Origin of the sequence: Anaerosporomusa subterranea (assembly GCF_001611555.1) — a bacterium.
Classification (GTDB): Bacteria; Bacillota; Negativicutes; order Sporomusales; family Acetonemataceae; genus Anaerosporomusa; species Anaerosporomusa subterranea.
This window is the reverse complement of the sequence record NZ_LSGP01000013.1, coordinates 412,431-436,176: the sequence shown is the minus strand read 5'-3', so window position 1 is coordinate 436,176 and position 23,746 is coordinate 412,431. Positions and strand designations below refer to the sequence as shown.

The window sequence follows — 23,746 nt, the reverse complement described above, 5'->3', positions numbered from 1 at the left end:
TATTTATGACACAAGTTACAGTAATCGGCGCTGGTCTGGCGGGTAGTGAAGCCGCCTGGCAAATTGCACAGTCCGGCGTCAGCGTTACTCTTTATGAAATGCGGCCAGGACGAATGACTCCAGCGCATAAATCAGACCAATTCGCCGAGTTGGTCTGTAGCAATTCACTGCGAGCCGCTAATATAGAGAATGCGGTAGGTTTATTGAAAGAAGAGATGCGGCAATTGGGTTCGCTGATTATGCAGGCAGCTGACGCGAACAGACTTCCTGCTGGCGGCGCATTGGCCGTGGATCGAGAGGACTTTAGCGCATATATAACCAACCGTTTGTCACAACATCCTTTAGTAAATATTATTCGGGAGGAGGTAACAACCGTTCCTGAAGGAATCGTGATCTTTGCTAGCGGTCCTTTAACATCATCCGCGCTTTCGACCACAATTCAAGAACTCACCGGTAGCGACAGGCTCTATTTTTATGATGCGGCTGCCCCGATTATCGCTTGGGATTCGCTTGATATGAATGTGATTTATCGTGCCTCACGCTATGGCAAAGGGGATGATGACTATCTAAATTGTCCAATGAATCGTGAGACATATGAAGCGTTCTGGCACGAGTTAGTTCATGCAGAAACAGTACCAGTGAAGGATTTTGAGAAAGAAATATATTTTGAGGGCTGTATGCCGGTTGAAGTTATGGCTGCCAGAGGGATTGATACTCTCCGTTTTGGCCCGCTTAAACCTGTAGGCCTGCCTGATCCCAATACCGGTGAGATTCCATGGGCGGTAGTACAGCTTCGCCAAGACAATACGGCTGCAACCCTTTATAATATAGTAGGCTTCCAGACCCATCTAAAATGGCCTGAACAGCAAAGAGTATTCCGTATGATCCCTGGTCTGGGCAAGGCGGAGTTTGTCCGACTCGGAGTAATGCATCGCAATACCTACATAAACTCACCATCTGTATTGCTGCCCACCTTGCAGCTACGTAGTGATACGCGCATCCTTTTTGCCGGCCAAATGACTGGCGTTGAGGGCTATGTTGAATCTGCCGCGTCGGGCCTGCTAGCCGGCATTAATGCCGCCCGTTTGGCTAAAGACTCTCCGGTCCTCGAATTCCCGAGAAACACAGCACACGCATCGCTTGCTCACTACATTACTCATGCTGAAGCCAAGTCTTTTCAGCCGATGAATATTAACTTTGGTTTACTGCCGCCACTAGGAAGAAAAATCAGAGATAAGAAAGAAAAAAATCGGCTAATAGCGGAACGATCCTTAGAAGAACTGCGTCAATTTATAGAAAAGTATGACAATATCCTTGCGTAATTTGCATATATGTGCTACTATAAAGTGTGAATTTCGGCTAGCATATTCAAGAAAAGGCAATATCCATGACTAATTGTGACAAAGCTGTGCAAGATTTTATTCTGTATCTTCAACTGGAGAAGAACGCCTCAGCGCATACAATTGCCAGCTATAGCGCAGACATTTCCACCTTTTTGGAGTACGCAAGGCACCAAGGATTTAATGGTGACTTCGGATCAGTCAATCAAATGATCATTCGCTCCTACCTTGCCTACATGAAGACGAATGAGTATGCTCGCCGCACTATCGCTCGTCGTATTGCAGCGCTGCGTTCATTATTCCGCTTCCTCTGCCGTGAAAATGTTCTTGAAAACAACCCTTTTAACTCTATCCACACACCTAAGCTGGAAAAGCGGCTACCTGAATTTCTTGATGAAGCCGAACTAAACGACTTATTTGCTCTACCTGGACACAATTTGCTAGGATTGCGCGATTTGGCAATTTTGGAATTATTGTATGCAACCGGTGTAAGGGTTAGTGAACTGGTTGGTCTTAATCTTTACGATATTGATTTTGACAGTCGTTTTGTGTTAGTGTATGGCAAGGGATCAAAAGAGCGTATCGTACCCGTTGGACGTAAGGCAGTTAATGCCCTGACTATCTATCTTGAACACTCGCGCCCCAAACTGTATAGTAAGCACCAAGGACATGAGCACAAAAAAGTGTTCGTTAATAGTAAAGGCGGACCGCTAACAGACCGCAGTGTCCGGCGTATCCTCGAGAACTATGTAGACAGACTGGCTCTTGCCAAGCATGTTACTCCTCACACAATTCGTCATAGTTTTGCTACGCACTTACTCGATCATGGGGCTGATCTCCGCTTTGTTCAAGAACTTCTAGGGCATGTCAGTCTTTCCACAACACAACTTTACACTCACATTACCAAAGAGAAACTAAAGGCTATCTATCGGCACGCGCATCCTCGAGCATAGGAGGGATAGCATGTTTCACGCGACCACAATTGTCGCCGTGCGTCACAAAGGTAAAACTGCGCTCGCAGGCGATGGTCAGGTAACTTTTGGCGGAAATACGATAATGAAGCACAATGCGAAAAAGGTTCGCACATTATACCATGGCAAGGTATTAGCCGGCTTTGCTGGGTCTGTCGCTGATGCTTTCACCTTATTCGAGAAGTTTGAGGGTAAACTGGAAGAGTTCCATGGTAATATGATGCGAGCTGCCGTTGAATTGGCTAAAGAATGGCGACTCGACCGAGTCTTGCGTCGACTGGAAGCGCTTCTCATTGTATCTGACGCTGAACGCTTACTGATTATATCTGGTAATGGAGAAGTGATCGAACCTGATGACGGAGTGACAGCTATCGGTTCAGGTGGTCCCTATGCTTTAGCCGCAGCTAGGGCGCTTGTAAACCACTCTGAGTTGTCAGCAGGAGAAATTGCGAGGCAAGCGTTGGAGATCGCGGCCGGAATATGCGTATTCACAAACAATCGAATCACAGTGGAAGAATTGTAAAACCGGGGAGGGGTGAACTTGACCGAGTTGACGCCCAAGCAGATTGTAGATGAGTTGAATAAATACATCGTTGGGCAACATCAAGCAAAAAGGTCAGTTGCAATCGCTTTACGGAACCGCTGGAGAAGCAGAATGCTGCCTTCAGCTATGCAGGAAGAGGTCATACCTAAAAACATTCTCATGATTGGCCCCACGGGGGTAGGAAAAACCGAGATTGCCAGGCGTCTAGCTAAGCTGGTAAATGCCCCATTTATCAAAGTGGAGGCGACCAAGTTTACTGAGATCGGCTATGTGGGGCGAGATGTAGAATCCATGGTTAGAGATTTAGTAGAAACAGCTATTCGTATGGTCAAGCAGGAACGAATACTGGAGGTAAATGATAAAGCGCGGGAATTGGCTGACGAACAGATTGTTAACTTTTTCTGCCCGACAGTGAAAGAAACTCCCCGCAACCCATTTGAACTCCTTTTCTCAGGGACTGCAGGCAGTACCGAACCGAATAAAAATGATTCTAAATTTGATGACCAGGCTGAACGTACACACTGGCGAGAACTCTTGAAGCAAGGTGAATTAGAAGACGAGCTAATCGAAATTGCGGTAGAAGACATTACTCACCCACCTATGGGAATGTTCGCTGGATCGGGTATGGAAGAAATGGGAATTAACCTAGGAGATATGCTAGGGAATTTACTGCCCAAGAAAACAAAAAAACGGAAACTTACAGTGGCAAACGCAAGGAAAATTCTCATACAGGAAGAAGCCCAAAAGTTGATTGACATGGACCAAGTTATCGCTTCCGCCATTCAATTAGCAGAAAATGCGGGCATCATCTTTCTAGATGAAATCGATAAAGTCGCTGGCCGAGGCCGAACGAGCGGACCTGATGTATCACGCGAAGGAGTTCAGCGTGATATTCTTCCAATCGTTGAAGGATCGACTGTTGTCACAAAGTATGGTCCGGTAAAAACTGATCATATTCTTTTTATCGCTGCTGGTGCATTCCACATCTCAAAGCCCTCGGATCTCATTCCGGAATTGCAAGGCAGGTTTCCCATCCGTGTCGAACTGACGAGCTTGTCCAAGGAGGACTTCAGACAAATCCTCACCGAGCCGTCGCAGGCACTAATCAAGCAATATATATGCTTACTCGCGGCAGAAGGAGTTGCAATCACATTCTCAGATGATGCGGTTGATGAAATTGCTAATATTGCCTGCACCATCAACACTGAGACAGAGAATATCGGCGCTCGCCGACTATACACAGTGATGGAAAAGCTTCTCGAACAACTATCCTATGAAGCGCCTGACCTTGAGCAAAAAGAGATTCATATCGACAGACAATACGTCAGGACAATGCTAAACCATATAGTAGTTGATCAGAATCTAAGTCACTATATTCTATAGAGTAAAAAAACATATTTTTATTATTGAAAGGTAGGCGAATTTTAAATGCAATCATTGCTAGAACGCACCCGTAAGATCAACAAGTTGCTCCAAAAGTCAGAAAAAGTGGAGTATAACGAAATATCCTCAGTTTTGTGTCATGTAATTAATGCTAATATTTATGTCGTCGACAAAGGTGGCGCAGTCTTAGGATACGCTCTACTTGATGATTTTGAATGCGACATGATGAAGGAGCTTGTTCTCAAGCAGGGAATTTTTCCTGAGCGTTATACCGAATGGCTACTAAAGATTTCTGAGACTTCTCCTAACTTACAGCTCCAACATGGCATGTGCGCGTTCAGCCCAGAACCAACCAATTGTATCTTTAATGATAAATTTACGACAGTAATTCCAATCTATGGTGGTGGTGATCGCCTAGGGACTTTACTGGTCGCTAAATTTCATGACCACTTAACTGATGGCGATCTGATTCTGGCCGAATATGGTGCCACCGTTGTTGGAATGGAGATTTTACGAGATCGTAGCGAAAAAATTGAAGAAGAAGCGCGCAAAAAGGCGACAGTCCAAGTTGCTTTAGGTACGCTTTCCTACTCTGAACTAGAAGCAGTTATCCATATTCTCAGCGAGTTGGATGGCAATGAAGGTTTGTTGGTTGCCAGTAAAATTGCCGATAGGGTCGGTATCACCCGGTCTGTCATCGTGAATGCGCTACGGAAATTTGAGAGCGCGGGTGTTATTGAGTCCAAGTCTCTTGGTATGAAAGGTACCTATATCCGAGTTCTTAACGAACGCCTGTTGGATGAATTGAAGAAAATGAAGAAATAATAGAACCACACAAAAAAGCCGTCTGCGGACGGCTTTTTGTGTGTCTTGGCAAATAATCAGACTAATGTCCTATTTTATGAAGATTATCGGTGTTAATCGTTATTTAACAAATTCAACATTGAAGGAAATGCGCAATTCCTGTAGAATTATGGTATGGTATGGCATGTAATTAAATAAATTTGTCATTTTATTTGTTTTTTTTGCCAGAGGAGGGCTCTCGTGAATATTTTATCTTCAGCACCTCATGCAGCTTTGCTTGAACAAGCAATCGCCGCAGCTTCCGTTCGACATAAGGTCATCGCAGATAATATCGCTAATGTAAATACTCCGGGCTTTAAGCGTAGCGAGGTACGCTTTGAAGATGCTTTGCGTGAAGAAATGGATTCTAAAAAGAAAAAGTTACCTATGTCCATAACCCATGAACGCCATATTGGGCAGATAGTTCGTTCTAATGCGCTCAGCCCTCAAATTCGTACAGTGACTGAAAATTCATATCGTACTGATGGAAATAACGTCGATATTGAAATTGAAATGGCAAATATGGCTAAAAACACTATTTATTATGATGCAACAGTACAGCAACTTAGTCGCCACTATTCGTCGATAAAATCAGCGATTAATGAAGGGAGGCGTTAATAATGGGGATGTTTAGCGCCATCGACGCTGCGGCTTCGGGCTTAACCGCAGAGAGGTTGCGATTGGATGTCATATCGAATAATATTGCCAATGCCAATACGACGAGGACAGCCGCTGGCGGTGCATATCGGCGTCAAATGGTCGTATTTCAACCGCGTACCGATCAACCATCGTTTTTACAAACCCTTAACAGTCAACTTGCCGTTGGCGAAGGAGTTCGGGTTGTTGGAATTAAACAAGATGAATCTCCGCTGCGAAAAGTGTTTGACCCGCAACACCCTGACGCCAGCCCTGAAGGCTATGTAGAAATGCCGAATATACATATTGTCACTGAAATGGTCGACATGATTACTGCAACCCGAGCGTACGAGGCCAATGTAGCTGCTGTTAATGCAGCTAAAGGGATGGCCATGAAGGCGCTAGAAATTGGGCGTTAGGAGGTAGAAGATGAGAATTGATGCAATTAAGCCAACTGAGATCATCCGTAATGCTAACTCTGCTGTAAAACCTGTAGGTGCTAATGAAGCAGACTTCGGAAAAATGCTGTCTGAAGCGTTGGATAGTGTAAACCATTTGCAGAAGGACGCGGAAAAAGCATCTATTGATCTCGCGGCAGGTAAGATACAGGATATTTCCCAAGTGACAATCGCCTCCGAAAAAGCAGCAGTCGCTTTGCAACTCACCATGCAAGTTCGCAATAAAGTTATCGATGCATACCAAGAAATTATGAGAATGCAAGTGTGACGCCAGAAACTGCTGGGTAGTTATTGCTTGGAAGGGTGGAGACGATGGTCGACTGGAAAGAACAGTCTCTACGTCTTTGGCAAACCATCGATAAACGTCAGCGGTACATACTAGGCGGCGTAGCTTTATTATTGTTCCTATCCATACTTGGATGGAGCTACTGGTGGGGCGGTCGACCGGAATATGTTCCGTTGTTTACGAATATGGAAGCCAAAGACGCTGGCGAAGTAGCCGCAAAGTTGAAAGAAATGAAGGTCCCGTACGAGATTGGCAATAATGGGACTGCCATCATGGCACACTCCAACGATGTGTACCGTATCAGACTGGAGTTGGCTAGCATAGGATTGCCCCGAGGCAACAAGGGGTTTGAAATTTTCGATCAAAACAAGTTTGGTGTAACTGAATTCCAAAATAAGGTCTATTTACTACAGGCTTTGCAGGGTGAATTGTCTCGTACAATTGAACAACTTGCCGAAGTCGAAAAGGCTAGAGTTCATATCGTTATGCCGGAAGACAGTCTGTATAGAAAAAATGAAAAGCCGGCAACGGCTTCTATTATGTTGAAACTTCGCCCTAATTCTCAGCTTTCAAAAGAGCAAGTTCGCGGAATCGTTAACCTCGTTGCCCACAGCATTCAAGGTTTAAAGGCGGAAAATATCACTGTTGTTGATAATTTCGCACGCGTTCTTAACGAAGAAGAGCCGAATTCACAGCAACAATTCGATACCAAAGCCAACTTAACGTTTATCGAGTTGACGAAAAAAGTGCAAGATGGTCTGCAGAAGAGTGCTCAATCAATGTTAGAGCAGGTGCTTGGACCAGGCAAGGCTGCGGTTAGAGTCAATGTCGAGCTTAACTTTGACCAAAGAATAGTTGATAAACAAACCTTTCAGCCAGTTGTCGACGATAAAGGCATTGTTCGCAGTATGCAGGAGTCGACAGAAGCATACAAGGGAACCACTGGCGCGCTAGGTGGAACGCCTGGAGTCGCCACCAACATCCCGGGCTATGTAACCAATAATAATAATACTCAATCCAACTATGATAAAAAAGAAGTGACTCGCAACTACGAAGTAAATGAGACCAAGGAAAAAGTAGTCGCCGCTCCAGGTTCAATAAAGCGTTTGACCGTTTCCGTTTTGGTGGACGCCAATGTAGGCGGATCACAGCAAGAAAGCATCGCAAAAGTGGTATCATCTGCCGTGGGGCTAAATCCTGCTCGTGGTGATGCCATCGCTGTTGAAATTATTCCTTTCAATACAGAGGCTACTGATCGGTTGAAACAAGAACTTTCCTCAGAACAACAAAGTAAACAAAATATGTATATTATACTTGGCATCGCAGCAGTTGTTTTATTACTTGCGTATTTCATTGCCCGTTTGGTTATTCGCAGAAGAAAAGAAAATGAAGTTCAAATTGTAACTAGTCTTGAAGAGACTGCTTCTGCCGTAGAGCTGCAAGAACCGGTTGTTCAACCCATGAGTCCCGAAGAGCAAGAACGAATTCAACAACGCGAAACGGTTGAACGGTTTGCAAAAGCAAAACCGGAAGAAGTTGCACAATTAGTTCGGGCTTGGTTAGGTGACGAATAGACAGGCAGAGGGGTGAGGCTATGTATCAAGCTGAGTTTTCAGGAAAACAAAAAGCAGCCCTCCTTCTGATTGCCTTGGGGCCGGACATTTCCGCTCAAGTATTTAAGCATCTGAAAGAGGATGAATTGGAAAAGCTGACTCTGGAAATAGCCAATCAGCGTAAAGTGACACAGGAGCAGAAAGATAAGGTCTTAGCTGAGTTTCATCAGATGTGTGTTGCAAAAGACTTTATTACTACTGGTGGTTTGGATTACGCACGCGAAATTCTCGAGAAAGCGCTAGGCGCTGAAAAGGCAGTCTCTATTATCAATAGGCTGACTTCAAGCTTGCAAATCCGGCCGTTCGACTTTGCCCGAAAAACAGATCCTGGACAATTACTTAACTTTATTCAAAATGAGCATCCTCAGACATTAGCGCTAATTATGGCATATCTGCAGCCTGACCAAGCGGCAACGATCATTTCCTCCCTGCCGCCGGAACGTCAAGTTGAAGTAGCCAGACGAATTGCAACCATGGATAGGACCTCTCCTGATGTTATCAAAGATGTTGAACGTATCCTTGAACGTAAGCTTTCGACTATGACCAGTCAAGACTTTACGACAGCGGGTGGAGTTGACTCAATCGTCGATGTCTTGAATCGTGTCGACAGAGCTACAGAACGCACGATTATCGAGAATCTTGAAGTACAACATCCTGAATTAGCCGAAGAAATTAAAAAACGGATGTTTGTCTTCGAAGATATTGTGTTGCTTGACGACAGATCGCTACAGTTGGTCTTACGACAAGTGGAATCGAAAGATTTGGCTCTTAGCCTTAAAGCCTCGTCAGGTGAAGTAACAGAAAAAGTATTCCGCAATATGTCAAAGCGCGCAGCAGAGATGCTGAAGGAAGAAATACAGTATATGGGACCTGTTCGTATTCGTGATGTTGAAGAATCGCAGCAGAAAATTGTCAATGTAATCCGTAGCCTAGAAGAGTCTGGAGAAATTGTTGTTTCCAGAGGAAAAGGAGACGAGATTATTGTCTAAGATTATTAAACAAGTAAGGCTTAATAATCTCCCTGTTGTGATTAATAATCTTTGCCTGGTAGTGTCTGATGATAAAATAATACATCCTGATGACCAGCAACAAGGCTTTACTCCAGACATTACCCTACAAGTCGAGGCAAGAGCGGTCGCTATTATCGAAAAAGCCAAGCTTGACATGGAGAAGCAATCTAGTGCGTTATATGAACATAGTAAAAAAGCGGGCTTTGCAGAAGGTAAGGAGCAGGGCTATTCGGAAGGTAAAGATGCTGGCTATGTAGATGGAAAAGAGGCTGGCTATGCGGATGGCTTTACCCAAGGGGAAGAAGCGGCGAAGGTGAAAATGGAATCAGCAGTTCACCAAGCCGCTGAAGAAGCCACAAGAATTATCGCTGAAGCCAACCGGCAAGCCCAACTCACTGTGCTTGCATCAGAAAAGCAAATACTCGATATCGCCTTAGCAATTACCGAAAAGATCTTAGCTTGTGAGATAGATGCTAACTCACAAGCAGTGGTTACTATCGTCAAAAGTGCCATGGATAAAGTACGAGATCAATCGCAAATCACCGTGCGAGTCAATCCTGCTGATTTCGAGTTTGTTATTGCCGCCAAAAGTGAATTGGAAGCCATTTTACAACGCGAACAATCTGTAGATTTTGCCGCAGATCAAACAGTAAGCAGGGGTGGTTGTGTAATCGATTCTACATTCGGGTCGGCTGATGCACGACTGGAAACACAATTACATGCAGTCCGAGCGATTATTAGGAGCTTACTACCATGATCGCTTTTGATTTTACAAAATACTTGGAATCAATCAGAACCGCCGAAACGATTCAAATGAATGGTAAAATCACACAAATTATCGGACTGCTGATTGAATCGCAAGGTCCTCTGGTTCAATTAGGAGAACTTTGCACTATTCATCCTCGTTCCGTGACTGAACCTGTTCCTGCTGAAGTGGTCGGCTTTCGCCATGATCGTGTATTGTTGATGCCGCTAGGTGAAATGCAAGGAATTGGACCCGGCTGTGAGGTACGCGCTGCACATAAAATATGTAGCATTAAAGTCGGAACACAACTATTAGGTCGAATAATTGACGGTTTGGGTAATCCGCTTGATGGTAAAGGACCAATTCTTAGTGATATCGAGTATCCACTGCAAGCGCCTCCTCCTTCTCCGTTAAGTCGTCCCCGTATTAACGATAAACTATCAGTCGGTGTCAGAGCTATCGATGGCATGCTAACCCTTGGACGAGGACAACGTGTCGGCATAATGGCAGGCAGTGGAGTGGGCAAGAGTACTTTGCTTGGCATGATTGCGCGAAATACAGAAGCCGATATCAGTGTCATCGCCCTGGTCGGAGAACGCGGACGAGAGGTACGAGAGTTCATTGAGCGTGATTTGGGTGAAGAAGGACTAAAACGTTCAGTAATCGTTGTCGCAACCTCTGATCAACCTGCATTGTTACGAATAAAATGTGCGATGGCAGCTACGGCTGTCGCCGAATATTTTCGTGATAACGGTAGGAACGTCATGCTGATGATGGATTCAGTAACTCGCTTTGCTATGGCGCAAAGGGAGGTTGGACTGACAGTAGGGGAACCTCCTGCGACACGCGGCTATACTCCGTCCGTTTTTGCCATGTTACCGCGTTTACTCGAAAGGGCTGGAACAGGAGAAAAAGGCTCGATTACCGGTATTTATACTGTTCTTGTTGATGGCGATGATATGAATGAGCCAATTGCAGATTCTGTACGCAGTATTCTTGACGGTCATATCGTCTTATCACGTTCGATAGCAGCTATGAATCATTTTCCTGCTATTGATGTATTGTCTAGTGTTAGCCGTTTAATGTTAGAAATTGTATCTCCCCAGCAATGGCAAGCTGCACAGAAATTGCGCTCGCTCATGGCTACATATAAAGAAGCAGAGGACTTAATCAATATTGGCGCTTATGCTTCAGGCAGCAATCCTGCTATTGATGAGGCGATTAGTATGATTATGCAAGTGCGAGAGTTCTTGCAGCAGCAAGTTTATGAGCAATCTTCGATGGAACAGACGATCCAACGCCTGGATGCTCTTACTGGCTGATAGGAGGATCTGTAATGCAGCGTTTCCAGTTCCGCCTTGAAGCATTGCTCAAGTATCGAAAACTCCAGACTGATCAAGCCCAGGCGGAACTTGGACAAGCAACCGTTGAGTGGCAAAATCAGCTATCTGCACTCAATACACTTTTTGAAAAGAAGGAACAATTATCTGAGCACCTTCGAGACATTCAACAAACACCAATTCTTGTAGACGATCTCGTTTCTTGCCATGAGTATGGACAAATTCTTAGAAACAAAATAAATCAGCAGAAAGAAACTGTACATATAGCCGAACAGTATTGTGATGAGTGTCGTCAACGCTTGTCTGACTCACTGAAGCGTCAAAAGCTAGTAGAAAAGATCAGAGAAAAGCGTTGGACTCAATTTAACGAAGAACTGTTGCGGCAAGAGCAGAAAGAACTGGATGAGATTGGACTTCAACTCCATGTTCGGGGAGAGTAGAAAGATGTTAAACAGTGTTAATCAAGTTCTAAATCGAATTAACTCCATAGAAGCCAAGTTTTCCATAAAACCAGTCACTAGTGATTTTTCTCGCCAATTAACTGAGGCCATTAACGCTAGTTCCTCTAGATCTGCGACCAGCATAAGCCATAATCGGCCTGAGGTTGAACAAATGGTTCATGCTGCAGCTCTCCGTCATGGAGTTAAGCCCGAATTGGCTCTAGCGGTTGCCCGCACGGAATCAAATTTGTCACAGGACGCGATCTCACCAGTTGGCGCAGTTGGAGTTATGCAATTAATGCCTGATACAGCACAATCGTTGGGGGTACGAGACACGCATGACATTCGTGAAAACATTGACGGCGGGGTTCGCTACTTAAAACAAATGCTCGGAACCTTTCAAGATGAGCGTTTAGCTGTTGCCGCATACAATGCTGGTCCTGAGGCGGTTAAGCAGTACCGAGGCATTCCCCCATACGCAGAAACGCAAGGCTATGTTAAAAAGGTTTTTAATGAAATCGCTGATGGCAAGTAAAGGCAGGTTTAGCATATGGCGCCAACTGCTGTGAACCGAGCCGGGACGAATAAGCAGGTTGATAGGAAACCTAGCAGTGAGTACTCGCCTGTCGGTGTAAATAAGAAGACAGGATTGTTAAAAAAAATGCTGAGAATGTTCATGCTTTTACTTGTTCTCATTGCTGTTCTTGGCGCAGCCTTATTCGGAGCGGTTCACTATAAATTTCTTGATCTTGGCCAATTGGATTCACGATGGGGTTTTAGCAAATACCCGATAGTCGGCCAATTGTTTAAACAGACGCAACCCGAACAAGCGTCAAATCAAAGCGATTCTGCCGTTGATGCAGAACCCGCACTCCCATTGGCACCGCTGCCACCACCTCTAGCTGTAGATGTCTTGCCAAAGCCTTCTGCCCGTATCCCAACTATTCAAATTGATGATACAGAGCTGAAAAAGCAAGCAGCACTGAAGCTGGAAGCAGAACAAAAGCGGCTTGCCAAAGTATCCCGTCTCTATGATGGAATGAAACCAGAAGAGGCTGCACCTATTTTAAACGAACTTGATGACCAAACCGTGATCTTGATTTTTAGCAAAATGGAGGAAGAGCGAGTCGCTAAAATCATGACTCTGCTGGAACCGAGCCGTTCTGCCCGCCTAAGTGACGCTATGCTGAAAGGGCGTGTCAATAGCTAGCCCTTCTAGTATATACAAGCCAAAGGAAAGGAGGTGAAAATAAAATGGACAACATAACTTTTCAACTGCCTGCCGTTCGAGTCAAGCCGGATCCGCCGACGGTTCGCAAAAAGGAATCTGCAACTGAAAAAGCTACTTCGCCGTTTAACCGCTTGTTTGATAAGACAATGTCGTCGCAGCAGAGCGCTAGCGTGTCAGACGAGGAACAAATCGATACCAATCTCGAGTCAGATGATCAAGACAGCCTTATTAGTCAAGGAATTGCTAATAATCTGCTTCTTGCGTTAGTCACCGTACCACCAAATGTAATACCTGTTAATGCTCAACCGACTCTAAATCAAACAGGCACTAAAACCACCAAAACGCAGTTTGTAGACACACTTCTAAACAATAAAAGTCAGGATATTGGCAGGACGCTTTCGCGTGAACTTCCACAACAAGCTTCTTCCGACGAACAGCTAAGTGTTATGGTGAATGCACCTACGCAAACGTCGACTGACGCAAATCTTTCGATTCCAGCTTCCGGTAAGACAGTCTTTGGTGCAGACGGACAAGCCCTGTTATTAACCAAAGATATAGACACGAAACAGCCGGATACAAATCCTGCCACGTTGTCGCAAACGGAATTGCAGTCTAAGCTTGATGGCGTTATTTCAACTACTGTCAGTCCATTTAGCCCAGTTTCTTCAATACCTTCAGAAACTCATCATTCTTCGACTACTGTAACACCGCAACTCTCTGCAGAGCAGACCGAGTTACCAAAGTTACTGCCTGGCGACGAGTCAGTTCCTGTTAAACAGCTAAAACCTGACGTGGCATCAACTACAGCGCAAATTCAGTCACAGTCGCCAACTCTTGACTCAAATGAGTTGCCTTTAGTAAATCCGCCTGTAACGCCACCTGGCAAGAAAGAACAAATTTCATTCAAGCAACCTGTCGAAACTGAACATTCTACCATAGTGCCTGTCCAAGCGCAGTCTGTTCTTAATAATCTGAGCCAAGGTGACAAGGATTTTCTTTCACAGAGTGATTCATTTCCTGCCAATAACGGACTGACCGAATTGCGTGCAGGCAAGCTCGACGAACCGGTCTTTGATACCACACAACAAGTTGCTACACCAAATCAGCAGGACATCATTAGACAGATTGTAGATCGCGCACGTTTATATTTGCGGCCTGCAAATCAATCAGAAATGGTTTTGCAATTGCGACCTGAGCATCTCGGCGAACTGACCTTAAAAGTCAGTGTGGAAAGTGGATTAGTTAGCGCTACATTTCACTCTGACAACCCTGAAGTTCGTCAGGTTATCGAAGCTTCTTTGCCACAATTAAAGCAAGACTTGTCGCAACAGGGAATCAAGTTGGACAGTGTGAGCGTTTTCAGTGGATCAGAACAGTTTTTTGACAATGGGCAACGTTCTGGTCAACAGCAACAGTCTGTGCCCCTCCGCAAGAATCGGCGGGAACTTTTGCAGGCAATTGAATCTGCTGAAGAAGTAGCGGTCAGTACAACTGATGGTGTAGATTACAGAATATGAGCAAAGGAGGCGTAATGATGGCGACAATAGCTGGCATCACGACCAAGCAAACGCAAACATCGACAGATACTACCAACAAAAGCGCAAATGACGAGTTGGGGAAAGATGCTTTTCTCAAATTGCTGATTACCCAGCTTAGTAATCAAGATCCGCTTAGCCCGACGAATGACACTGAATTCATTTCACAGATGGCTCAGTTTTCGGCATTAGAACAAATGACCAATCTAAACTCCAGCATGACATCGGTTCAGGCCGCATCGATGATTGGCAAGCTAATTACTTGGGCTGAAGATGGTGAAGAGTTGGGCGGATTAGTCTCAGCAGTCCGAATTTCTAACGGAGAACCCAGCTTAGTAGTCGGCGAAAAAACGGTGAAATTGAGTACAGTAATGTCAGTATGGGATCCGACAATTTTGGATCCAGAAGATCCAGAAACAGTAGGTTGATATGATGGCAGACAATCGAATTATTTTCCCCCCTCTGCCGATTCCACCCTTATCTGGACAATCCAGAACAAAATCAGCAGAGATAGCAATTAAATCGACCTTCGGACAGGTGCTTGAGAAGGAACTAACAGATGTTAAGTTCTCACAGCATGCAAAAGAACGATTGCAAGTACGGAATATCAAGTTGGGCCAGGCTGAGTTAGCTAAGCTCACCGCCGCAGTAGATAAAGCGGCTGCAAAAGGCGCTCGAGAATCACTTGTTCTTATGGACAACGTAGCGCTCGTGGTTAGTGTAAAGAATCGCACCGTAATTACTGCTGTTGATGGAGCTAGTCTAAAAGACAATGTGTTTACCAATATCGACAGTGCAGTTATTATTTAGCAGGCCGGACCTCTTGAGGAAGCCTGCAGGCTGCTGATTGACTGAGGCAGCTACCATCTAGACATATATTCAATCAAATAGTAGGGAGGTCAAACCATTATGATGCGTTCACTTTTTTCCGGAGTTTCCGGATTGAAAAATCACCAGACTCGCATGGATGTTATCGGTAATAACATCGCCAACGTGAACACTGTTGGTTTCAAATCCGGGCAGGTACAATTTCAAGATGTCTTAAGCCAGACTTTGCAAGGATCTTCCGCTGGGGGCAATGGCCGTGGCGGCACTAACCCAATGCAAGTTGGCCTCGGCATGGGACTAGCCAGCATCAGTACTGTCTTTACAGACGGCAGTTTTCAGCCAACGGGAAAAGCGACAGACCTTTCCGTTCAGGGACAGGGGTTCTTCGTCCTGTCTGATGATGCCGCAGGTCTAAATAAGGTGTATACTCGCGCAGGCAATTTTGATTTTGACGCCCAAGGTAATTTCATCGTTCCTGGAACCGGTTACTTGGTACAGGGGTGGACTGCCGATGCGGACGGTAATATTACTATCTCTGGCGATACAGGCCCAATCAAGATACCTGTTGGCGATAGCATGAAACCAAAAGCGTCCCAAAATATGACTTTTGGTAACAACCTGATGGCGACAACCCCACTCGGCGAATCTGTCACAGAATCTTTAAAAGTATACGACTCATTAGGAATTGCCCATCAAGTTCAGGCAACTTTCACTCGTGTTGGTGACAAACGTTGGTTGTACTCGATGGATGTTCCCGACGCTACGGGTGCTATAGCGAATCGTCTGGGAGAAATCACGTTTAAAGACAATGGTATTGTTGATACGATATCGACGGTAACGCCTGCTGCAATCCCGACTGCTGGCATTACCGCATCTGCATTCCAATTGAATTCCACTGCTGGTTCTGTATTTACTCAACCGGTTACTGTGTTTGATGCTAGTGGCAATCCGCATGTATATGACATTAAATTCACGAATACAGGCACTACTTCTCCTAGCAATGATTGGACTTATTCGATAACAGAATCTGGCGTGAAAAATGCGACAGCGGTAAAAAGCGGTGTTGTTAAATGGGATGGCATAGCCGCAAATCCTTACTCATTTTTTGCCTCTGACGGTGTGACAGTAGATGCAACGGGCCTAGGTTTTACTGGTCCTGCTTCTACGGCTATTAGCGTGACGCTACCTGCACCTCCGACTGCAACGGTGACTACAGGTGGTACTTTTACCTCGGCTATACCTTATACAACCGCAGCGCAAGCCGACATTACCTTTACTGCCAGCGCTGGCGCTGCTCCTGTCACTCTTAAACTTGACATGGCGACTCTTACCCAATTTGGCAGTGCTACTACCATGAAAATTCTCGATCAAGACGGCTATGCCGCTGGACAGCTTGAGGCACAAGTCATTGACGTTAATGGTATCATTACTGGCCGCTACTCAAACAATCAGAGTCGTGTTTTAGGTCAAGTAGCAATTGCAAACTTTAATAATCCTGGGGGACTAACGAAGTCTGGCGAAAGCTTGTTCATTCAATCAGCTAACTCTGGTGAAGCGCAAATTGGCGCGTCAGGGACTGGCGGTCGTGGCAGTTTGAACCCTGGCAGTCTCGAAATGTCAAACGTCGATTTGGCGCAGGAGTTCAGCAACATGATCATTACCCAGCGCGGTTTCCAAGCCAACTCGAAAATTATAACCACTACTGACGAAATGCTTCAAGAACTAGCGAATTTGAAACGATAAAAGAAATGGGGAGGATTAGCTGCTTGCGGCAAATTAGTCCTCCCCTATTACAATGAAAGGTGTTATAAATGATAAAATTAGTTAAGCTTAAAAGCCAAGATGATTTTGTTCTAAACGCCGAGCTGATTGAAACTATTGAAGAAACGCCAGATACAGTAGTAACTTTAACCAATGGCAAAAAATTAATCGTTGAAGAGTCAATGGATGAGATTGTTCGCAAAGTGATGGAATACCGTCGAGCCCTATTTCGGGGCATGCGCTAGGTTGATCAATCGTAAAGGAGAGGGATAGCGGTGGCTGAAGGCGGAAAGAAATTTTCAGTGGCTATGATTGTTGCTCTGGTTGTTATTGGATTGGCACTGGCTGGCGGCATATCGTACTTTATCGCCACTAGAATTGTAAATGATCAGGGAGGAAGACAATCAGTTCGTGGTCCTAGCACATTGATGAAGTTGGGCGACCCCAAGGAAGGCTTAATCGTCAATATCGGCGGAGTAAACAGTGGGCGGTATTTAAAAATTAGCATAATCCTTGAAGTCAAATCTGACAAAAAGCAACAAGAAACAGCAGGGAAATCGCAGTCTCCTGAAGAAATTAAAATGCTTGACACTGTAATACATACTTTACGGTCTCTAAAAACAGATGAATTTGAGCCGTCAAAACAAGAGCGTCTCAAAGATTTGCTCAAACAAGAGATTAATAAGAATTTAGGGGAAGAACGGGTATACGATGTATACGTCACTAACTTGGTTGTGCAGTAATCGCTACTCGCCGATAAGCAACGGAAAGGAGGGGGAAATTTGGCTGGTTCCGAAGTATTAACTCAAGCGGAAATTGACGCGTTACTATCAGCAATTTCAACTGGGGTCGTCTCCGCTGAGGAAATGAAGAATGAGCAGAAGCAGCACCGAGTTAAAGTATACGACTTTAAACGGCCGGATAAGTTTTCTAAGGACCAGATTCGGACTCTGTACATGCTGCATGAAAATTTCGCCCGTCTGTTAAATACCTATCTGGCTGCACACTTGCGAACAATTGTACACATAGATGTTGTATCTGTTGATCAGTTGACCTATGAAGAATTTATCCGGTCATTGCCTAACCCTAGCGTAATCAGTATTTTTCAGATGCGTCCTCTAAAAGGCACAGCGATCTTAGAGCTGAATCCTAATATCGTTTTTTCCATAATTGATCGCCTATTCGGAGGTCCAGGCTTGCCACCGCCCAAAGCTCGAGCGCTTACTGACATTGAAGAGGCAATTATTAGACGCGTTATTGGTAAGACAATGGAAAGCTTTCAAGAGGCGTGGAAACAAGTAATTAGTATTGAGCCCAAACTGGAGGTCATTGAGACTAACCCGCAATTCACGCAAATTGTACCTCCTAATGATATGGTTACTACAAACAAAAATCGGTCAGGCTGAAGGTCTTATCAATATTTGTATCCCCTATTTAGTTATTGAACCAATTATGTCGAAATTAACAACCACCTACTGGGTTGCTTCTTCAGTAGCAAAGCAGTCATCATTGGAAAGCATTACTTCTGTTCAACGCAAGCTGGAGAAAACTTTAATTCCGGTAGTAGTTGAGTTGGGAAGAGTGTCAATTACTGTCCGAGAGTTGTTGGATATAGCGGTTGGTGATGTCCTGCAACTGGAAACTAGTGTAGACAGCGAACTCAATGTAATGATTGGGCAAAGAGAAAAATTCTCCTGCAAGCCGGGGCTGTCCGGCAAACGGCTTGCCGTGCAGATAACAGGAAGTATTGCTAAAGGAGATGATGAAAATGAGTGAAGGGTTCCTGTCCCAAGAGGAAATAGATGCCTTGTTGCGAGGCGAGCCGGCTGCCTCCCAAGCGCCTGCTACCGCCAGCCTCTCAGATGTCGAAAAAGATGCGCTTGGCGAGGTTGGCAATATTTGCATGGGAAGTGCGGCGACTACGCTTTCGGTACTGTTGTCAAGACGAGTTTCTATCACAACACCCAAGGTTTCTATTACTTCTTTAGATGAAATACGTAACCAATACCCGCTACCATATCTGATTATTGAGGTTGGATACATCCAGGGCGTAACAGGAAAAAACATGCTTGCGATACGGGAGACCGACGCGCTCATTATTGCAGACCTGATGATGGGGCGCGATGGATTGAACCCGCCCACCGAACTCAATGAGTTGTACATGAGCGCTGTAACAGAAGCGATGAATCAAATGATGGGCTCAACAGCTACTTCATTGTCTACTGTTTTTAAGAAAAAGGTCGATATTTCACCACCACGCGTTAACTTAATTGACCTCTCGGTTGATTCGACAATCACGGAGAGTTTCCCGGCCGACGCCCCGATTGTAAGCGTCAATTTTCGTATGGAAGTAGAAGACCTCATCGATAGTGAAATCATGCAAATTGTCTCCATGAGTGCTGCAAAGGAAATGGTTGACTCATTATTAAGTCCAATAAAAGCTCCCCCTGTTGCTGCGACTCTTCAACCGAAACCTGCGGATAAACCAAGCAATGTTGAACAACTCACGCCGCGAGCGCCACAGCCTTCAGTAGCTAAGCCACAGCCTCAAACTGTTCAACACGTTCAACCTGCGCAATTTATGCCGCTTACGCCTGTACTGTCGGCAACTGGCGATGCCAATCTCGGAATTATCATGGACGTACCCATGCAGGTCACTGTAGAACTAGGCAGGACCCGAAAGCTGATACGTGATATTCTTGAATTGACTCAGGGCTCAGTCGTTGAACTGGATAAGCTCGCTGGCGAGCCAGTTGATGTATTGGTTAACGGAAAACTAATTGCCAAGGGTGAGGTTGTCGTTATTGATGAGAATTTTGGTGTTCGCGTAACAGAAATCGTCGGACACATGGAAAGACTAGGTAACCTACAATAAATAATTGTGCAAATAAGAGGAGATGACAATATGGGAGTTCGGATAATGGTTGTAGATGACGCAGCATTCATGCGAATGATGATAAAAGACATTCTTAGCAAAAATGGATATGAGATTGTTGCAGAGGCAGAAAACGGTGCCAAAGCAGTGGAAAAATTTCAAGAGGTCAAGCCTGATCTGACTACGATGGACATCACGATGCCGGAGATGGATGGTATTTCTGCGTTAAAACAAATTCGTTCAATGGACGCCAGCGCTAAGATAATCATGTGCAGCGCCATGGGACAACAAGCCATGGTAATTGAAGCCATACAGGCAGGCGCTCGAGATTTCATCGTTAAACCGTTTCAGCCAGACAGAGTGTTAGAAGCTGTACGAAAAGTGGTCGGATAGCATGATTAGCTTGTTTACAGCATTGCGGCGCTCAACCATCATTGCTTGTGTCGGGTTTATGCGCACAGGCGCCGTGTTTGCTGAAGGCAATGAATTTTTAAAGTATCAAGAGCCTAAAGCGCAAGTATCGTTGTTATCGAGCATCGATACCGTTCTTTATATGATTACTATGTTTGCTCTCATCCTAGGATTGGCTTATGTCACATCACGCTTTATTGGGACCAGGATGAAATCGCAACAAATTGGCTCAAATGGCGATGCTGTCTTGAGCTCGCTAACTCTAGGTCACAATAAGGGAGTATACTTAGTGCAATTTGCCGGACGCTTGCTGGTACTTGGTATCTCAGAGCAAAGGGTCGAATTGCTGGCTGATATGACTGACGCACCTGATGCGGCTGATTTGAGGGAAACGTATCAAACAAATATTAATACCCCTGTTGCGCCGCAATTCGCGGACGTCTTTGATTCCCAATTAACCTCATTGCGACAAATGTCACAACGGTTTCCTCATGTCTTTGGGAAATATGACGAAGGTTCAACGTCTGAATGCGAGAAAGAGAAGAGGTAAAACGTGTCCATCCGATCGACTTGGCTGTTGCCACTTATGGCAGCTATATTGATTCTTTCTACTCCGGCTGTCAATGCAGCGCCGCTCGTTCCGGCGCCAATGATCAACATCGGCGTAGAGTCTGCCACCGAACCGAAAGATGTAGCTCTTAGCTTGCAAATACTGCTTACGTTAACGGTTTTATCATTAGCACCATCCTTGTTAATTATGATGACATCGTTTACTCGTATTGTTATCATTTTATCATTTGTTCGAAGTGCACTCGCAACTCAACAAATGCCGCCCAATCAGGTTCTAATCGGCTTGGCCTTATTTCTTACGTTTTTCACTATGTCGCCATATTTAGGACAGGTCAATCAAAACGCGCTGCAACCGTATTTAGCTGGTTCACTTGCGCAAGAGGCTGCATTAACAGAAGCTCTTAAGCCTATGCGCGAATTTATGTTTAAACAGACTCGCGAGAATGACATAGCGCTCTTTGTTAATCTTTCAGAGAAGGATCGTCCTGCATCCAGAGATGATGTTCCAACAACAACTCTCATTCCTGCATTTATTATTAGTGAATTAAAGACCGCTTTTCAAATAGGCTTCCTTATATATATACCGTTCATCGTAATTGATATGGTTGTCGCAAGTACATTGATGTCAATGGGCATGATGATGGTGCCGCCTGTTATGATCTCCCTGCCATTTAAGATTCTCCTGTTCATTCTGGTAGATGGCTGGCATTTAATAGTACGGTCTGCCATATTGAGTTTTAACTAAGGAGGGTACTATGTCAGGAGATTTTGCTGTACAAGTAGGGCGCGATGCTTTACTAATGGTAATGCTAGTATCCGCTCCTATGTTAGGGCTGGGATTATTAGTAGGTATTCTTGTTAGTATATTTCAGGCAACAACATCAATACAGGAGCAGACACTGGTTTTTATTCCTAAGATTATCGCTATCTTTGTTGCCATTCTTTTATTTGGTCCTTGGATTCTCAGTATGCTGGTAGATTATACTCGTAATATTTTCCTAATTCTACCGCAAATGGTTCGCTGATAAGGTGAAAATGTGGACGCAATAATTTTGTTACAATACCAACTCGCTTTATTCTTATTAATTTTTGTACGTATTAGCGGCATGCTTCTTATTGCTCCAATCTTTGGCAGCCGAAATATTCCAGGACCGATGAAAGCTGGTTTATCTTTGTTTTTAACGCTAACAGTTCTACCACTTCTTGCAGCAGGGCCTGGACCGACAATTCCCCAAACCTTGATCCCTTACATATTTTTGCTTGGTAGCGAGCTATTATTTGGCTTAATAATTGGCTTTGCCAGCTCACTGGTATTTTCCGCAGTGCAGATGACAGGAAGTTTACTTGACATGCAAGTTGGTTTTGGAGTTGTCAATATATTTGATCCACAAGTGGGTCAACAGGTACCGTTAATCGGCAACTTTAAGTATATTTTAGCACTGATACTGTTTTTAACAGTCAACGGCCATCATGTTCTTTTAACCGCTATTGTCGATAGCTTTAAACTCGTTCCAATCACTGGAATTGTATTTAACGGTTTGATCGCAGAAGTGATGGTTGACATGATCAGCGGGATATTCATATTTGCCGTACAAATTACCATTCCCGTCCTTGCTGCAGTAATTATCACAGATATTGCTTTGGGTATTCTGGCACGAACTATGCCGCAAATGAATGTATTTGTCGTTGGAGTGCCGGCTAAGATAATTGTCGGCATTTTTGTCCTATCAGTCACTCTGCCCTTTTTTATGCTGTTCTTGGAGGCTGGGTTACATGGAATGTATCGCGACATTTACCGCATCTTTACCTTGTTCATCAGGTAAAACGGGCAGATTAGTTTTTGATCTGCAGCGATTTAATGGTGAGAAAACGGAAGATGCGACTGCTAAGCGAAAATCCGAAGCTCGTCAAAAGGGTCAGGTAGCCAAGAGCGCTGAACTTAATTCTGCGTTTATCATTCTGAGTGCGTTCTTTGCTCTTAAAATGCTTGGTCCTCACATTTACTCATCATTGACAGCTTTTATGAAATATATTTTTTCCAGTTTATCGACGTTTTCAACACAAGATTTGACAATACAGATAATCATTACACTCTTTCTTGACATTTCACTTATCTTTTTTCAAGTGACCATGCCAATCATGCTAAGTATCACAATAATTTCTATCGCCATCAATTTCATGCAGGTAGGGTTTACGTTAACGTTTGAACCATTATTGCTAAATTTTGATCGTCTCAACCCGCTTACCGGATTGCAACGGCTGGTTTCCAAACGTGCATTAGTTGAATTAGTTAAATCACTATTTAAAATAGCCATTATTGGCTATTTCGTCTATCGGTTCATTAACAGAGAAATTTTATTCATTCCCAAATTACTTGGAGTTGAACTGGTGGATTCACTTCAGTATATCGCTGGACTAACTACTGATCTAGCACTTCAGATCGGTGGTGTAATTTTGGTTCTTGCCGCTCTCGACTACTTTTATCAATGGTGGGAACATAATCAAAGCTTAAAAATGAGTAAGCAAGAAGTAAAAGAAGAATTCAAACAGACTGAAGGTAATCCTCAGATAAAAGGCAAGATCAAAGAACGCCAGCGGGCTATGGCAATGCGCAGGATGATGCAAGAGGTCCCAACTGCTTCTGTTGTTGTCACCAATCCAACACATTTTGCCGTTGCCCTTAAATATCAGAAAGATATGGCTGCACCGATTATTGTTGCTAAAGGACAAGATTTTATCGCAGCTAAGATCAAAGAAGTTGCCCGAGCCCATAAAGTTGCTATAGTCGAAAACAAGTTCTTGGCGCGTTCTCTCTACAGCAACGCAGAAATAGGGGATGTCATTCCACCACATCTATATCAAGCGGTCGCTGAAGTGTTGGCATATGTTTACCGTCTCAATAAAAAGTTGTCTTAGTCATAAAAGG

The 23,746-nt window shown here is 44.4% G+C and carries 28 protein-coding genes and 1 pseudogene; all 29 read left to right on the top strand.

Annotated elements, in window-relative coordinates; genetic code table 11:
* Nucleotides 1-5 precede the first annotated feature (5 nt).
* The 29 genes and pseudogenes from trmFO to flhB all read left to right on the top strand — a co-directional run bounded on the left by trmFO (nucleotide 6) and on the right by flhB (nucleotide 23,736).
* Nucleotides 6-1,322: a methylenetetrahydrofolate--tRNA-(uracil(54)-C(5))-methyltransferase (FADH(2)-oxidizing) TrmFO gene (gene trmFO / locus AXX12_RS05745; protein WP_066239404.1), complete on the top strand. Its 1,317-nt coding sequence runs from the start codon at nucleotides 6-8 to the stop codon at nucleotides 1,320-1,322.
* 65 nt (nucleotides 1,323-1,387) lie between these two features.
* On the top strand, nucleotides 1,388-2,293 hold the full coding sequence (xerC, locus tag AXX12_RS05740) for a tyrosine recombinase XerC (protein WP_066239401.1): 906 nt from the start codon (nucleotides 1,388-1,390) through the stop codon (nucleotides 2,291-2,293).
* A gap of 10 nt (nucleotides 2,294-2,303) precedes the next feature.
* The gene (gene hslV, locus AXX12_RS05735; protein WP_066239398.1) at nucleotides 2,304-2,834 is read left to right on the top strand and encodes an ATP-dependent protease subunit HslV; all 531 of its coding nucleotides are present in this window, start codon (nucleotides 2,304-2,306) and stop codon (nucleotides 2,832-2,834) included.
* A gap of 18 nt (nucleotides 2,835-2,852) precedes the next feature.
* Nucleotides 2,853-4,238, top strand: coding sequence for an ATP-dependent protease ATPase subunit HslU (gene hslU, locus AXX12_RS05730; RefSeq protein ID WP_066239395.1), 1,386 nt, complete (start codon nucleotides 2,853-2,855; stop codon nucleotides 4,236-4,238).
* Between the two features lie 45 nt (nucleotides 4,239-4,283).
* Entirely contained in the window at nucleotides 4,284-5,063 is a 780-nt protein-coding gene (codY, locus tag AXX12_RS05725; RefSeq protein WP_066239391.1) for a GTP-sensing pleiotropic transcriptional regulator CodY, read from the top strand.
* Between the two features lie 219 nt (nucleotides 5,064-5,282).
* Entirely contained in the window at nucleotides 5,283-5,699 is a 417-nt protein-coding gene (gene flgB, locus AXX12_RS05720) for a flagellar basal body rod protein FlgB (protein ID WP_231881809.1), read from the top strand.
* 2 nt (nucleotides 5,700-5,701) lie between these two features.
* A complete protein-coding gene (gene flgC, locus AXX12_RS05715; RefSeq protein WP_066239388.1) occupies nucleotides 5,702-6,136 on the top strand; it encodes a flagellar basal body rod protein FlgC in 435 nt (144 codons plus the stop codon).
* Nucleotides 6,137-6,146: 10 nt separating this feature from the next.
* On the top strand, nucleotides 6,147-6,443 hold the full coding sequence (gene fliE, locus AXX12_RS05710) for a flagellar hook-basal body complex protein FliE (RefSeq protein WP_066239385.1): 297 nt from the start codon (nucleotides 6,147-6,149) through the stop codon (nucleotides 6,441-6,443).
* Between the two features lie 44 nt (nucleotides 6,444-6,487).
* Nucleotides 6,488-8,035, top strand: coding sequence for a flagellar basal-body MS-ring/collar protein FliF (gene fliF, locus AXX12_RS05705; RefSeq protein WP_066239382.1), 1,548 nt, complete (start codon nucleotides 6,488-6,490; stop codon nucleotides 8,033-8,035).
* A gap of 20 nt (nucleotides 8,036-8,055) precedes the next feature.
* A complete protein-coding gene (gene fliG / locus AXX12_RS05700) occupies nucleotides 8,056-9,063 on the top strand; it encodes a flagellar motor switch protein FliG (RefSeq protein ID WP_066239379.1) in 1,008 nt (335 codons plus the stop codon).
* Nucleotides 9,056-9,841 carry a FliH/SctL family protein gene (locus AXX12_RS05695; protein ID WP_066239376.1) on the top strand — a complete coding sequence of 262 codons (786 nt, stop codon included), beginning with the start codon at nucleotides 9,056-9,058 and terminating at the stop codon, nucleotides 9,839-9,841. Before fliG ends, AXX12_RS05695 begins: the two co-directional genes overlap by 8 nt.
* Nucleotides 9,838-11,151, top strand: coding sequence for a flagellar protein export ATPase FliI (gene fliI / locus AXX12_RS05690; protein ID WP_066239374.1), 1,314 nt, complete (start codon nucleotides 9,838-9,840; stop codon nucleotides 11,149-11,151). Before AXX12_RS05695 ends, fliI begins: the two co-directional genes overlap by 4 nt.
* Nucleotides 11,152-11,165: 14 nt before the next feature.
* Complete coding sequence (fliJ, locus tag AXX12_RS05685) at nucleotides 11,166-11,609, top strand: flagellar export protein FliJ (protein WP_066239372.1); 444 nt, start codon at nucleotides 11,166-11,168, stop codon at nucleotides 11,607-11,609.
* A 4-nt stretch (nucleotides 11,610-11,613) separates the two neighbouring features.
* On the top strand, nucleotides 11,614-12,144 hold the full coding sequence (locus AXX12_RS05680; protein ID WP_066239370.1) for a lytic transglycosylase domain-containing protein: 531 nt from the start codon (nucleotides 11,614-11,616) through the stop codon (nucleotides 12,142-12,144).
* A gap of 15 nt (nucleotides 12,145-12,159) precedes the next feature.
* Nucleotides 12,160-12,819, top strand: a complete 660-nt coding sequence (locus AXX12_RS05675) for a MotE family protein (protein ID WP_066239367.1) — start codon at nucleotides 12,160-12,162, stop codon at nucleotides 12,817-12,819.
* Nucleotides 12,820-12,863: 44 nt separating this feature from the next.
* On the top strand, nucleotides 12,864-14,357 hold the full coding sequence (locus AXX12_RS05670) for a flagellar hook-length control protein FliK (RefSeq protein WP_066239364.1): 1,494 nt from the start codon (nucleotides 12,864-12,866) through the stop codon (nucleotides 14,355-14,357).
* A 14-nt stretch (nucleotides 14,358-14,371) separates the two neighbouring features.
* Entirely contained in the window at nucleotides 14,372-14,803 is a 432-nt protein-coding gene (locus AXX12_RS05665) for a flagellar hook capping FlgD N-terminal domain-containing protein (protein WP_156478592.1), read from the top strand.
* 4 nt (nucleotides 14,804-14,807) lie between these two features.
* Nucleotides 14,808-15,185 carry a TIGR02530 family flagellar biosynthesis protein gene (locus AXX12_RS05660; protein WP_066239358.1) on the top strand — a complete coding sequence of 126 codons (378 nt, stop codon included), beginning with the start codon at nucleotides 14,808-14,810 and terminating at the stop codon, nucleotides 15,183-15,185.
* 99 nt (nucleotides 15,186-15,284) lie between these two features.
* The gene (locus tag AXX12_RS19205; RefSeq protein ID WP_066239354.1) at nucleotides 15,285-16,946 is read left to right on the top strand and encodes a flagellar hook protein FlgE; all 1,662 of its coding nucleotides are present in this window, start codon (nucleotides 15,285-15,287) and stop codon (nucleotides 16,944-16,946) included.
* Between the two features lie 68 nt (nucleotides 16,947-17,014).
* Nucleotides 17,015-17,209 (top strand): flagellar FlbD family protein, encoded by a 195-nt coding sequence (locus tag AXX12_RS05650; RefSeq protein ID WP_066239351.1) that lies wholly within the window; start codon nucleotides 17,015-17,017, stop codon nucleotides 17,207-17,209.
* A gap of 30 nt (nucleotides 17,210-17,239) precedes the next feature.
* On the top strand, nucleotides 17,240-17,707 hold the full coding sequence (locus AXX12_RS05645; protein ID WP_066239348.1) for a flagellar basal body-associated FliL family protein: 468 nt from the start codon (nucleotides 17,240-17,242) through the stop codon (nucleotides 17,705-17,707).
* Between the two features lie 39 nt (nucleotides 17,708-17,746).
* Nucleotides 17,747-18,740: pseudogene (gene fliM, locus AXX12_RS05640) on the top strand (flagellar motor switch protein FliM).
* Nucleotides 18,733-19,839, top strand: a complete 1,107-nt coding sequence (fliY, locus tag AXX12_RS05635) for a flagellar motor switch phosphatase FliY (protein WP_066239345.1) — start codon at nucleotides 18,733-18,735, stop codon at nucleotides 19,837-19,839. Before fliM ends, fliY begins: the two are co-directional and overlap by 8 nt.
* Nucleotides 19,840-19,869: 30 nt before the next feature.
* Nucleotides 19,870-20,232: a response regulator gene (locus AXX12_RS05630; protein WP_066239342.1), complete on the top strand. Its 363-nt coding sequence runs from the start codon at nucleotides 19,870-19,872 to the stop codon at nucleotides 20,230-20,232.
* Between the two features lies 1 nt (nucleotide 20,233).
* Nucleotides 20,234-20,800: a FliO/MopB family protein gene (locus tag AXX12_RS05625; RefSeq protein WP_066239339.1), complete on the top strand. Its 567-nt coding sequence runs from the start codon at nucleotides 20,234-20,236 to the stop codon at nucleotides 20,798-20,800.
* A 36-nt stretch (nucleotides 20,801-20,836) separates the two neighbouring features.
* Nucleotides 20,837-21,565, top strand: coding sequence for a flagellar type III secretion system pore protein FliP (gene fliP, locus AXX12_RS05620; RefSeq protein WP_066240314.1), 729 nt, complete (start codon nucleotides 20,837-20,839; stop codon nucleotides 21,563-21,565).
* A 10-nt stretch (nucleotides 21,566-21,575) separates the two neighbouring features.
* On the top strand, nucleotides 21,576-21,845 hold the full coding sequence (gene fliQ / locus AXX12_RS05615) for a flagellar biosynthesis protein FliQ (RefSeq protein WP_066239336.1): 270 nt from the start codon (nucleotides 21,576-21,578) through the stop codon (nucleotides 21,843-21,845).
* 12 nt (nucleotides 21,846-21,857) lie between these two features.
* A complete protein-coding gene (gene fliR / locus AXX12_RS05610; RefSeq protein WP_066239333.1) occupies nucleotides 21,858-22,643 on the top strand; it encodes a flagellar biosynthetic protein FliR in 786 nt (261 codons plus the stop codon).
* Complete coding sequence (gene flhB, locus AXX12_RS05605) at nucleotides 22,594-23,736, top strand: flagellar biosynthesis protein FlhB (protein ID WP_066239330.1); 1,143 nt, start codon at nucleotides 22,594-22,596, stop codon at nucleotides 23,734-23,736. Before fliR ends, flhB begins: the two co-directional genes overlap by 50 nt.
* The last annotated feature ends 10 nt before the right edge of the window (nucleotides 23,737-23,746 follow it).